Source organism: Streptomyces sp. NRRL F-5755 (assembly GCF_001279365.1).
Lineage (GTDB): Bacteria > Actinomycetota > Actinomycetes > Streptomycetales > Streptomycetaceae > Streptomyces > Streptomyces rimosus.
The window spans coordinates 13486-25876 of the sequence record NZ_LGCW01000276.1; the positions used below are offsets into that span (position 1 = coordinate 13486).

Annotated in this window: 8 protein-coding genes; 3 read left to right on the plus strand and 5 right to left on the minus strand. The window is 72.8% G+C overall.

Going from position 1 to position 12391, the window contains the following annotated elements; all coding sequences use genetic code 11:
- Positions 1–32: 32 nt before the first annotated feature.
- From ADK86_RS26575 to ADK86_RS26595, 5 genes are all read right to left on the minus strand, one after another.
- A complete protein-coding gene (locus tag ADK86_RS26575) occupies positions 33–1250 on the minus strand; it encodes an MFS transporter (RefSeq protein WP_053698899.1) in 1218 nt (405 codons plus the stop codon).
- Between the two features lie 197 nt (positions 1251–1447).
- The gene (gene narI, locus ADK86_RS26580; RefSeq protein ID WP_053698874.1) at positions 1448–2230 is read right to left on the minus strand and encodes a respiratory nitrate reductase subunit gamma; all 783 of its coding nucleotides are present in this window, start codon (positions 2228–2230) and stop codon (positions 1448–1450) included.
- Positions 2227–2988 carry a nitrate reductase molybdenum cofactor assembly chaperone gene (narJ, locus tag ADK86_RS26585; RefSeq protein WP_053698875.1) on the minus strand — a complete coding sequence of 254 codons (762 nt, stop codon included), beginning with the start codon at positions 2986–2988 and terminating at the stop codon, positions 2227–2229. Before narJ ends, narI begins: the two co-directional genes overlap by 4 nt.
- The gene (gene narH / locus ADK86_RS26590) at positions 2985–4535 is read right to left on the minus strand and encodes a nitrate reductase subunit beta (RefSeq protein WP_053698876.1); all 1551 of its coding nucleotides are present in this window, start codon (positions 4533–4535) and stop codon (positions 2985–2987) included. The genes narJ and narH overlap by 4 nt, the downstream gene beginning before the upstream one ends.
- Position 4536: 1 nt before the next feature.
- Complete coding sequence (locus tag ADK86_RS26595; RefSeq protein ID WP_053698877.1) at positions 4537–8229, minus strand: nitrate reductase subunit alpha; 3693 nt, start codon at positions 8227–8229, stop codon at positions 4537–4539.
- Between the two features lie 229 nt (positions 8230–8458).
- On the opposite strand from ADK86_RS26595, the gene ADK86_RS26600 reads away from it, so the two are divergent.
- The 3 genes from ADK86_RS26600 to ADK86_RS26610 all read left to right on the plus strand — a co-directional run bounded on the left by ADK86_RS26600 (position 8459) and on the right by ADK86_RS26610 (position 12345).
- On the plus strand, positions 8459–9664 hold the full coding sequence (locus tag ADK86_RS26600; RefSeq protein WP_234346044.1) for a TIGR04053 family radical SAM/SPASM domain-containing protein: 1206 nt from the start codon (positions 8459–8461) through the stop codon (positions 9662–9664).
- Positions 9665–9895: 231 nt separating this feature from the next.
- Positions 9896–11158 (plus strand): wax ester/triacylglycerol synthase domain-containing protein, encoded by a 1263-nt coding sequence (locus tag ADK86_RS42560; protein WP_159393969.1) that lies wholly within the window; start codon positions 9896–9898, stop codon positions 11156–11158.
- Complete coding sequence (locus ADK86_RS26610; protein ID WP_053698879.1) at positions 11155–12345, plus strand: acyl-CoA dehydrogenase family protein; 1191 nt, start codon at positions 11155–11157, stop codon at positions 12343–12345. Before ADK86_RS42560 ends, ADK86_RS26610 begins: the two co-directional genes overlap by 4 nt.
- Positions 12346–12391 lie beyond the last annotated feature (46 nt).

Below are 12391 nucleotides of genomic sequence, written 5' to 3' on the forward strand. Positions count from 1 at the left end.
ACCTGCTGAGATTCACCGGGCCGGTTGCGCCATCACGGTGAGGTGCCCTCCAAGGCGGCGGCCCGCCGGACCCGGGTGACGGTGAAGGCCAGGGCCGCGGCCGAGACCAGGGCCAGCAGGAGCAGGCCGACGGCGTAGCTCCCGGAGGCGCTGTAGATCACGCCCATGACCAGCGGGGGGATGAAGCCGCCCAGTCCGCCCGCGGCGCCGACGACGCCGGTGACCGAGCCGACCTTGTTCGCCGGGGCCAGCAGGGCCACCAGCGCGAAGGTGGCCCCGCTGCCCGCGCCGAGCGCGGCGGCCATGGCCAGGAAGGCGATGGTGCCCACCGGGGCGAGCGGCGGGGTCGCCGCCTGCACGGCGGCCCCCACGACGACGACCGCCAGGGACCCGGCGAGCACACGGACCGAGCCCATCCGGTCCGACAGCCAGCCGCCGACCGGGCGCATGGCCACCGCCAGCAGGACGAAGCCGGCCATCCGGTTGGCGGCGTCGGCCTGGCCGAGCCCGTACCCGGTCTTCAGATAGGTCGGCAGGTAGACCGAGAAGGCGACGTAGCCGCCGAACGCCACGGCGTACAGGGCGGATGCCTGCCAGGTGACGGACAGGCGGGCGGTGTCGGCGAGACGGCGGCCCAGCGGCTCGGTCGGTACGGTACGGCCGGGCGCGTCCCGCAGCAGTACGGCGGCCAGCACGGCGTAGCCGGCGAGCGCCGCGGCGGTGATCAGGAACGGGTTGGCCATGCCGTGCGCGTCGACCAGCTTGACGGTGGTCAGCGCGCTGATGGCGGTGCCGCCCATGCCCACGCCGAAGACGCCGATCGCCATCCCGCGGCGTTCCGGCGGGAACCAGCGGTTGACGAACGGCACGCCGACGGCGAAGGCCGTACCTCCGATGCCCAGGAAGAACCCGCCGATCAGCAGGGCGATCAGCGAGGAGTGACCGGCCAGCCCCAGGTACAGCACGGGCACGATGGTCGCCGCGGACACCAGGGGGAACATCACCCGGCCGCCGAACCGGTCGGTCAGCGCGCCCACCGGGATGCGTCCCAGCGAGCCCACCACAACCGGCACCGCCACCAGCAGGGACTGTTCGAACGAGCTGAGCGCCAGGATCTCCTTGAAGCGCGGGCCCAGCGGGCTGAGCAGCGCCCACGCCCAGAAGTTGACGGCGAAGCCCAGTGTGGCCAGCGTGAGCATCGTCCAGGGGTGGCCGGCCGGGGAGGTGTGGCCCGCTGCCCTCGGTGCCATGGTGCCGGTGGTGTCCTCATGCGGGCGCATGGTGTGCCTCTCGGTCGAGTCGTTCCGCGAGCCGACCGGCGCGGGACCCGGGGTCCCGACGCCATGCGGCTCCCGTCTTGCAGCTTCATCGAACCCGCCCGCCAGGAGACGGGCCATTCTTCGCCGCGCCGCTGCGGCGCGGCGCCCGGGGTGTACGGCGGCCGGCTTCACCGGGACGCCTTGGCCCCGGCCGGGCGGCGCCGGGCGGGGGCAGCGGCAGACCGGTCGTGCGCCGGAGCGGCCGTCTTGCGGCGGTAGACCAGGTACGGACGCCGCAGGTAGCCGATGGGGGCGCTCCACACGTGGACGAGGCGGGTGAAGGGCCAGGCGGCGAAGAGCAGGCACGCGCTCAGGGCGTGCAGCTGGAACAGCAGGGGCGCGCCGGAGATCGCCTCGGGCTTCGGTTGCAGCAGGAACAGTCCGCGGAACCAGACCGAGACGGTCGAGCGGTAGTCGTACCCGCCTCCGGCGACGTTGTGGACGACGGTGGCGGCGATGCCCAGCAGCACGGTGGCGGCCAGCAGCGGGAAGAGCAGCTTGTCGCTGGAGCTGGTGCGGGTGCGGATGCGCGGGGCGAGCAGGCGCCGGGCGCAGAGCATGCCCAGCCCCACCACCATGGCCGCACCGGCCACGGAGCCGAGGGAGACCGCCACGGTGTGATAGGTGTGCTCGCCGATGCCCGCCTTCGCGGTCAGGGACGCGGGGACGGCCAGGCCCACCACGTGTCCGGCGATCACGGCGAACGCGCCGAGGTGGAACAGCGGGCTGCCCCAGCGCAGCCAGCGGTGTTCCAGCAGCTGGCTGGTGCGGCTGGTCCAGCCGAACTGGTCCTTGCGGTAGCGCCAGACGTGCCCGACGGCGAAGACGGCCAGGCAGGCGTAGGGGACGGCGACCCACAGCAGCAGGTCGGTGCCGTCCATGGAGGTGAGTGGGCTGCTGGCGGCGCTCATCGGCGGGCCTCCGGGTCCATCGGGCCGGTCACAGGGGGCATGAGGGTCGGCGGTGCGGGCGCCGGGGGTACGAAGGTGCCGGGCGGGGCGAAGCCGGTGCCGCTGTACGGGTCGAGGCCGACGTCCTCGGCGGGCGGCCCTTCGGCCGCCAGCTTCGCCACGGCTTCCAGGTCGGCGTCGGTGGCCCGGGGCAGCAGGGACAGCAGCGCCGCCAGCAGATCGGCATAGGGGGACCGCACGTCCGTCAGGGCGTGGTGGACGAGGTCCAGTCCGCGCCGGTGGCGGCGCAGCGGTGCTTCTCCGGCGCGCGGCCCGGCCAGGGCGGCGAATTCGAGGACGACGGGCAGGTGGTCGGGGAGTTCGCCGTTGTCGGCGCTCCAGCCTGCGGCCCGGTAGGTCCGGGCGAGGGCGAGCAGGGCCATGCCGCGTCGGCGGGTGTCGCCGTGCAGGTAGTAGGTGAGGTAGAGGCTGCTTTTGCGGCGGAGGTCGAAGACCTCCACGTAGTGGCTTTCCAGGTCCTCGGCCGGCTGGGCCGCGAACCAGGTGGTGAAGGCGGCGAGGTGTCCGGCGGCGGTCGAGGGCGGCAGCGCGTCGACCGCAGCGCTCAACGCAGGCCGCTCGTCGGCCAGTTCGGCGTCCGGATACTGCAACAGGAGCGACAGCAGCCGCAGCAGGAGGCCGCGCTGAGCGGGCTCTTCGGGGCCGGGGCGGGCCCGGCGGCCGGCCGCCGGGCGGAGGCGGGTACGCGGGGCGCTCATGCGGTCCCTCCTGCGGGGTTGTCCGAGGTCGTGGCCCGTCGTCGCAGGGTGGGGAGGCCGAGCATGACCTTGCGGCCGGTGCCGGACGGATCGCCGCCCGCGCTCTCCACGGGACAGCGGTCCTCCATGGCGCTGAGCGCGGCAGCGTCCTCCTTGTGGGCGGCGGGGACGACGTACCGGTCGGCGTACTTGGCGACGGCCAGCAGCCGGTGCAGGTCCTCGGCCTGCGCGGGCGTGAGCCCCACGGCCTTGAGGGCGCTCTCGTCACCCTGCTCCCCGAGCGTGCGCTGCCGCATGTGGCTGCGCAGCGCGGTCAGCTTCATCAGCACCCCGGCGACGACATCGGTGTCCCCGGCGGTGAAGAGGTTGGCGAGGTAGTCCAGCGGGATGCGCAGGCGGGTGACGGCGGCGAAGACGTGGTCGGGGTCCTCGGCGTCGCCGCCGGCCTCGCCGACCGCGTCCAGGACCGGAGAGAGCGGCGGCACGTACCAGACCATGGGCAGGGTGCGGTACTCCGGGTGCAGCGGCAGGGCCACCTTGTACCCGCTGATCAGGGCGTGTACGGGCGAGCGGCGGGCGGCGTCGATCCAGTCCTCCGGGATGCCCGACATACGGGCGGCCGAGCGGACTTCGGGGTCGGCGGGGTCGAGGAAGACGTTCCGCTGGGCGTCGAGCAGGTCCTTCTCGTCCGTCACCGCGGCGGCCTCGCCGACCCGGTCGGCGTCGTAGAGGAGCAGGCCGAGGTAGCGCAGGCGGCCGACGCAGGTCTCGGAGCAGACGGTGGGCTGTCCGGCCTCGATGCGCGGGAAGCAGAAGGTGCACTTCTCGGCCTTGCCGGTGGCGTGGTTGACGTAGACCTTCTTGTACGGGCACGCGGTGACGCACATCCGCCAGCCGCGGCAGCGGTCCTGGTCGACCAGCACGATGCCGTCCTCGGCCCGCTTGTACATCGCGCCGGACGGGCAGGCGGACACACAGGCCGGGTTGAGGCAGTGCTCGCACAGCCGCGGCAGATGGAACATGAAGGTCTGCTCGAAGGCGAACTTCACCTTCTCGGCCAGTCCCCCGCTCAGGTTGGGGTCGCCGGCCGCCGTCTCGCCCGCGCCGCCGAGGCCGTCCTCCCAGTTGGCGCCCCAGGTGATGGAGGTCGGCTTCCCGGTGAGCACCGAGCGGGGGCGGGCGACCGGCACGTCCTGGCCGGCCGGGGCGCTGACGAGGTTGTCGTAGTCGTAGGTGACCGGCTCGTAGTAGTCCTCGATGGCCGGCAGGTCGGGGTTGGAGAACAGCGAGCCCAGGCGCTTCATGCGGCCGCCGGAGCGGAGCACCAGGCGTCCGCGCCGGTCCAGCATCCAGCCGCCCTTCCACTGCCGCTGGTCCTCGTAGCGGCGGGGGTAGCCGACGCCGGGCTTGGTCTCGACGTTGTTGAACCAGGCGTATTCGACGCCGGTGCGGTTGGTCCAGGTCTGCTTGCAGGTGACCGAGCAGGTGTGGCAGCCGATGCACTTGTCGAGGTTCATCACCATCGCCACTTGGGCCATGACGCGCATGTCAGTACTCCACATCCTGGCTGCGGCGGCGGATCACGGTGACCTCGTCGCGCTGGTTGCCGGTGGGTCCGTAGTAGTTGAAGGCGTAGGTGAACTGGGCGTAGCCGCCGGCCAGGTGCGAGGGCTTGATCAGCAGCCGGGTCAGCGAGTTGTGCATACCGCCGCGCCTGCCGCTGACCTCGGTCCTGGGCACGTTCACCGTGCGGTCCTTGGCGTGGTACATGTACACGGTGCCCTCGGGCATCCGGTGGGTGACCACCGCACGGGCGGCGACGACGCCGTTGCGGTTGTACGCCTCGATCCACTCGTTGTCCTTGACGCCGATCTTCCCGGCGTCGGCGGTGCTCATCCAGATCACCGGGCCGCCCCGGGAGAGGGCGAGCATGTAGGCGTTGTCCTGGTACTCGGAGTGGATGGACCACTTGGAGTGCGGGGTGAGGTAGCGGACCGTCACCTCGGCGCGGCCGTCCTCGCCCAGGCGCTCGTCGCCGTAGTGCCGGGCGGTGTTCAACGGGGGCCGGTAGGCGGGCAGTTGCTCGCCGAGTTCGGCCATCCAGTCGTGGTCGACGAAGAAGTGCTGGCGGCCTGTGAGGGTGTGCCAGGGCTTGCGGTGCTCGACGTTGATGACGAACGGGGAGTAGCGGCGGCCACCGGTCTCGCTGCCGGACCACTCGTAGGAGGTGATCACCGAGCGGGGCTGGACGCGGGTGTCGGCGAAGGTGATCCGCTCCGCCTCCCGCTCGGCGGCCAGGTGCACCAGGCCGGTGCCGGTCCGCTTCTCCAGCGCCTTGAACCCCTCGGTGGCCAGGCGCCCGTTGGTGGTGCCGGACAGGGCGAGGATCGCCTCGCACATGTCCGACGCGGTGGCCAGCGAGGGCCGTCCGGCCGCCGCGCCGCCGCGCCGGACCCCGTTGCTGCGCCGCAGCTGCTCCAGCTCCTGGTCCGGGTGGACGGTGACGCCCTTCGTGGTGGTCCCGAGCTTGTCGAGGAGGGGGCCGACGGCGCGCATCTTGTCCGCCACCGCCGCGTAGTCCCGCTCAACGGTCACCAGCTTGGGCATGGTGCGCCCGGGTACCGGCGCGCACTCGCCGGCCTTCCAGTCGGCGACGATGCCGCCGGGCTGGGCCAGTTCGTCGGGGGTGTCGTGCTGGAGCGGCACGGCCAGCACATCGGTGCGGGTGCCGAGGTGATCGGCGGCCAGTTCGCTGAAGCGGTCGGCGATGGTCAGGAAGGTGTCGTAGTCGGTCCGTGCCTGCCAGGGCGGCGCGATGGCCGGGGTGAAGGCGTGCACGAAGGGGTGCATGTCGGTGCTGGACAGGTCGTCCTTCTCGTACCAGGTGGCGGCGGGCAGCACGACATCGGAGAACAGGCCGGTGGAGGTCATCCGGAAGTCCATGGAGACCAGCAGGTCGAGCTTGCCCTCGGGGGCCTCCTCGTGCCAGACGACGTCCCGGGGCCGCTTGTCGGGCGGTGTCTCCTCGGAGCGCACGGCCGCGTCCGTCCCCAGCAGGTGGCGCAGGAAGTACTCGTTTCCCTTGCCGGAGGAGCCGAGCAGGTTGGCCCGCCATACGGTCAGTACGCGCGGGAAGTTGGCCGGGTCGTCCGGGTCCTCGGCGGCGAAGCGCAGCGCGCCGGAGGTCAGCTCCTCCACGATGTGCTCGGCGACGGGGCGGCCGGCGGCGGCCGCCTCGTCGGCCAGGTCCAGCGGGTTGCGGTTGAAGCCGGGATGGCCGGGGGTCCAGCCCATGCGGACGGCCTGGGCCAGGCAGTCGGCGGTGGCACGGCCCGCGAAGCGGCCGTCGCCCAGCGGTGACGCCAGCTCGTCCGGGCCGAAGGCTTCGTAGCGCCACTGGTCGGTGGCCAGGTACCAGTAGGAGGTGCCCGCCATGTGGCGGGTGGGCCGCTGCCAGTCGAAGGCGAAGGCGAGGTGCTGGAGGCCGGTGACGGGCCGGACCTTCTCCTGGCCGACGTAGTGGGCCCAGCCGCCGCCGTTGACGCCCTGGCAGCCGGTCATGGTGGTCAGGGCCAGGAAGGCGCGGTAGATGGTGTCGGAGTGGAACCAGTGGTTGGTCCCGGCCCCCATGGCGATCATGGAGCGGCCCTTGGTGCGCTCCGCGTTGCGAGCGAACTCCCGGGCGATACGGGCCGCCTGCGCGGCGGGGACCGAGGTGACCGTCTCCTGCCAGGCCGGGGTGTACGGCTGGGAGGCGTCCTCATAGGAGGCCGGCCAGGTGCCGGGCAGCCCGGCGCGCCGTACGCCGTACTGGGCCAGCATCAGGTCGAAGACGGTGGTCACCCGCCGGCCGCCGATCGTGCGGACCGGGACGCCGCGCACCATCACGCTGCCGCCCTCGGTGGGGCCTTCGTCGAAGCGCGGCAACGCCACGGCGGCCGTCGACTCCGCACCCTCCAGCAGGCTCAACTCCGGCTCGGTCTCGCCCAGTTCAAGGTTCCAGCGCCCCTTCCCCTCCTCTCCCCAGCGGAAGCCGAGCGACCCGTTGGGGACCACCGGTTCGCCGCTGCGGCGGTCCACCAGGACGGTCTTGAAGCGCGCGTGCTCATCGGTCTCGCCGAGGTCGGCGGCGGTCAGGAAGCGGTCCGGCACCAGGTCGCCGTCCCGCTCGCGCAGCGTGACCAGGAACGGGGCGTCGGTGAACCGGCGCAGATAGTTCTCGAAGTAGGGCGTGGCGCGGTCGACCAGGAACTCCCGCAGGATGACGTGGCCCATCGCCATCGCCAGCGCCCCGTCCGTCCCCGGGTGCGGGGCCAGCCACTCGTCGGCGTGCTTGACGTTGTCGGCGTAGTCGGGGCTGACGGCGACGACCTTGGTGCCGTTGTAGCGGGTCTCGGTCAGGAAGTGGGCGTCCGGCGTGCGGGTGACGGGGATGTTGGACCCCCACATGATCAGATAGCCCGCGTTCCACCAGTCGGCGGCCTCCGGCACGTCCGTCTGGTCGCCGAAGACCTGCGGCGAGGCGACGGGCAGATCCGCGTACCAGTCGTAGAAGGACAGCAGGGTGCCGCCGATCAGCGAGTGGTACCGCGCGCCCGCGGCGAAGGACGCCATCGACATGGCGGGGATGGGCGAGAACCCGGCGACCCGGTCCGGACCGTAGGTCTTGACGGTGTGCACCTGGGCGGCGGCGACCAGCTCGGCCACCTCGTCCCAGCCGGCACGCACCAGCCCGCCCTTGCCCCGCGCCTTCTTGTAGGCGCGGGCCCTGGCCGGGTCGCCGGTGATCTCCGCCCAGGCGGCCACCGGGTCGCCGAGCCGGCGTCGCGCCTCCCGCCACATCTTCAGCAGTGCGCCGCGGACGTACGGGTAGCGGACCCGGCTGGGCGAGTACGTGTACCAGGAGAACGACGCGCCGCGCGGGCAGCCCCGGGGCTCGTACTCGGGGCAGTCGGTACCGATCGACGGGTAGTCGGTGGCCTGGTGCTCCCAGGTGATGATCCCGTCCTTGACGTAGACCATCCAGGAGCAGGACCCGGTGCAGTTGACCCCGTGCGTGGAGCGCACGACCTTGTCGTGGGACCAGCGGTCGCGGTAGAAGCCCTCCCACCGCGGGTCCCCCGTGCCGAAGACGGCGCGCCCGTCCTCGCTGACCTCGCGGCGGTTGAGCAGCCGGCGGCCGGCCAGCGGCCAGCCGCGTCCCTCAGCGGCGGCGGGGCCGCTGATTGTTTCGTTCTCCATAAATCGAACGCTAAGTCGCTCCCGCGCGGGTCACGGTGGGCGAAGCGTCCCGCGGCGCAGGGCCACAGGACCTCGAATGATTTCGGCCACCCGGGACCAACGACCCTGCGCGGGGGCCGCACGCCCCGGGCGGCGGGCGCCGGCCCGGCCGCATGCTGGGGACGATCGCATCGGAGGTACCCGCCATGTACGCCCCCGCCCGTCCCGCTCCGCTCCCGCCCCTCCCCCGGTGAGCGGCGCCCGCGCGGTCCGCCGGCAGCACCAGGCCGTGGCGGACAAGCCGTTCATCGTCATCTGGGAGTCGACCCGCGCCTGCCCGCTGGCCTGTGTGCACTGCCGGGCGACCGCGGTGCCCGACCGGGACCCGCGCGAGCTGGACACCCGGGCCGCCAAGGGCCTGATCGACCAGATCGCCGCGTTCGGGCGGCCCGCGCCTCTGTTCGTGATCACCGGCGGCGACCCGTTCCAGCGCCCGGATCTGCTGGAACTGATCGTTTACGGCACGCGTGCGGGGGTACGGGTCGCCGTCTCGCCCTCGGGCACCCCCACCCTGACGGCGGCCAACCTCCGGGCGGTGCACGAGGCGGGGGCGGTGGGCCTGTCCCTGAGCCTGGACGGCTCCACGGCCGCGCTCCACGACGGCTTCCGCGGCGTGCCCGGCGTCTACCGGTGGACCCTGGGCGCCTGGGACACCGCGCGCAGCCTGGGCATGAAGGTGCAGATCAACACCACGGTCAGCCGCCACAACCTGCACGACCTGCCGGAGATCGCGGCCCTGGTCCGCGAGCACGGCGTCATGCTGTGGAGCGCGTTCTTCCTCGTGCCCACCGGACGCGGCCGCGACCTGGCCGCGCTCGGGCCCGCGGAGGCCGAGGACGTCCTCAACTTCGTCCACGACGTGGGCCTCTCGATCCCCGCCAAGACCACCGAGGCCCACCACTTCCGCCGCGTCGCCCTCCAGCGCGCGGTGCTGGCCGCGCGGGGCGCCGACCACGTCGAGGTGCTGCGCCTCGGGCCGCTGTACCGCCGGCTCCGCGAGCGGGGCGAGGAGCTGGGCCTGTACGAGGGCGGGCGCCGGGCCCGCCGCCCGCCCCTGGACGTCAACGCGGGCCGCGGCTTCGTCTTCGTGTCCCACACCGGCACCGTGCACCCCAGCGGATTCCTGCCCCTCGCGGCAGGCAATGTGCGCAACCGTCCGCTGACGGAGATCTACCGCGAGTCGGAGCTGTTCACCGGCCTGCGCGATGCCGACCGGCTGGGCGGCCGGTGCGGCCGGTGCGAATTCCGCCGGGTATGCGGTGGGTCGCGTTCCCGGGCGCATGCCGTCACCGGCGATCCGTACGCGGAGGAGCCGTGGTGCGGTTATCGGCCCGGGACGTTTCCGTATCAGCGGGAAGTGGCGGAATTGCTGGGCGGGGGCGCGGCGGGATCCTGAGAATACGCCCGTCCGCGTATGACGGTCCGGCCGGGCCCGATGAACCGATATTCGGAGCGACGGCTCATCTGCCTATTACCGGCGGCAGGTTGACTCGTCCGGGTCGTCGGCTCATCCATACCGGTGAACGGTATGCATCGGCCCCTTCCCTCCCGGGCCGATTGTGTCGCATGGTCGAATTCCGGGCCGGAGCCCGCCTCCCGGCGAACGGCGAAAAGGAGACCAGCGACCGTGAATTCTCCACCGCCTCCCTGTGCTTCGGCCCTCGACCGGGCTTTTCTCGCGTTCGGGGCCGGCGCCCCGGACGCACGCCTGGATGTGGGGGCGGTCGTGTATGTGGAGGGCAGGGCGCCGACGCTCAGCGACCTGATGAACCTGATCGGCGGAGCGCTGCATCTGCTGCCCGTGCTGTCCCATGAATTGTGCGCGGCGGGAACGACTGCCGCCTGGCTGCCGGCCCGCGATTTCGAGGTGGGCCGGCATGTGGTGGAGACGGTCGTCCCGGGCGAGGGGCGTTCAGATGTGCTGGACGCGGCCCGGCAGTTGTGGGCCGAGCGACTGACGCGGGGATCCGCTTGGGAGTTGCGGCTGCTGCGGCCTTCCTCGGGGGACGGCTGGGGCCTGTCGTACCGCGTGCACCACAGCCGGCAGGACGGCGTGGCTATCGGGCAGACGCTCCAGACCCTCTTCGCTCCGGCGGGCCCGGGGCCGGTCCCGCGCCCGGCCGCCGACGCGGGCACCGGCTCGCGCACGGGCCGGGCGCTGCGGGCGGTCGGCACGGCGGTGGCGCTGTACGCCGGTTACCGGCGCTTCCCGCCGACCGGACTGGGCACACCGTGGGAGCTTTCGGGCCGGCGTCAGGTGTCGACCGCCGCCGCGTCGCTGCCCCGGTTGCGTACGGTCGCCCATACCGTCGGCGGCACGGTCAACGATGTCCACCTCGCCGCTCTCGCCGGTGCCGTGCGCGCCTGGCTCCTGGAGGCCGGCCGGACTCCCGGGCCGCTGGCGGTCGCCGTACCACTCAGCGTCCGGCTCCCCGAGGAATCGACGACGTGGGGCAATCGGTGCTTCTTGCGGCGGGTGTGGCTGCCGTGTCAGGAGAGCGATCCGCGGCGGCGGCTCGTACGGACCGTGGCGGCCGGTGCGGGGCTCAAGTCGGCGCGTGTGCGCCGGACCGCGCAGGACCTGCTGCACCGTGCCCCGGACCGGCTCGTGCGGTTCGCCCTCCACCGGATGCTGGACCCCCGCTACGCCCCGGTCATCGCTTCGTACGTGCCGTGCGGGGAGGACGAGGAGGCCGTTCCGCCGACGCTGACCGATGTGCTGCCGATGACCCTGCTGCCGCCCGGCCACCCGTTCAACGTCTGTCTGACGACCTACGGTTCGACCGCCCAGATCGCCATGATCAGCGACGCGTCGGTGCCGGGCGCGGACCGGCTCCCGGAGCTGTGGCGGCGGGAGACGGCCGCACTGTGCGGGGGCCCCGTCTCATGATCCCCAGGTCACGGGCAGCCGCGGACACCTCGTCCGTCACGCTGGGCGGTGCGGACCTGGCCCTGCTGCGCCGCGCCGTGGCGCAGGTGGGGCGGGACTACGGCATGGCGTACTTCCTGGAGCAGGTCCGGACCGGAGGACGGTGCCAAGAGCTCTGGGCCGACCTGGGGCGCTGCGGGTTCACCGGCGTCCACCTGCCGGAGGCGTACGGGGGCGGCGGCGCCGGAATGGCGGAACTGTGCGTGGTCGCCGAGGAGATCTCCGCCCACGGCTGTCCGCTGCTCATGCTCATGGTGTCCTCGGCGGTGTGCGGCACCATCCTGGCCCGCTTCGGCACGGAGGAGCAGAAGCGGCGCCGGCTGCCGGGCATCGCGGACGGCAGCGCGCCGATGGCCTTCGCGATCACCGAGGCCGACGCCGGTTCCAACAGCTACCGCATCGCCACCACCGCCCGGCCCGACGGACAGGGCTGGGTGCTGTCCGGCAGCAAGATCTTCACCTCCGGTGTCGACACCGCCGCGGCCGTCATGGTCGTCGCCCGTACGGAGCGTCCTTCGGGCGAGGTGGCCCCGGGGCTGTTCATCGTCGAGCGGGACGCCCCGGGCCTCTCCTGGCGCCCCGTTCCCATGGACGTCGCGCTGGCCGAGGTGCAGCACAGCGTGTTCCTCGACGAGGTGCGGGTGCCGCGCGACGCCCGGGTCGCGGACGGCGGGCACGGGCTCGCGCCGCTGTTCGCCGGGCTCAACCCGGAACGGCTGGTGGCCGCGTCCCTGGCCACCGGGCTCGCCTCACTGGCCCTGCACCGGGCCGTCGACTACGCCGGCGGGCGCACGGTGTGGCAGGTGCCCCTCGGGGCCCACCAAGGCATCGCGCACCCCCTCGCCAAGGCCGCGATCGACACGGAGCTGGCCCGGCTGATGACCGGCAAGGCCGCCGCCCTGTGTGATCTGGGGCAGCACAAGGCCGCCGGTGAGGCGGCGAACATGGCCAAGTACGCCGCGGCCGAGGCGGCCGCCCGGGTCTCCGACCAAGTGGTGCAGGTCTTCGGGGGGAACGGCATGTGCACCGAGTACGGCGTCGCGCCGCTGCTCGCCCTGTCCCGGGCCATCCGTATCGCACCGGTCAGCCAGGAGATGATCCTCAATCACATCGCCCACAGCACGCTCGGTCTGCCGAAATCGTACTGACGCGGCCGGACGGCCGCGGCCGACACCGGAGCACCACGAAGGGACC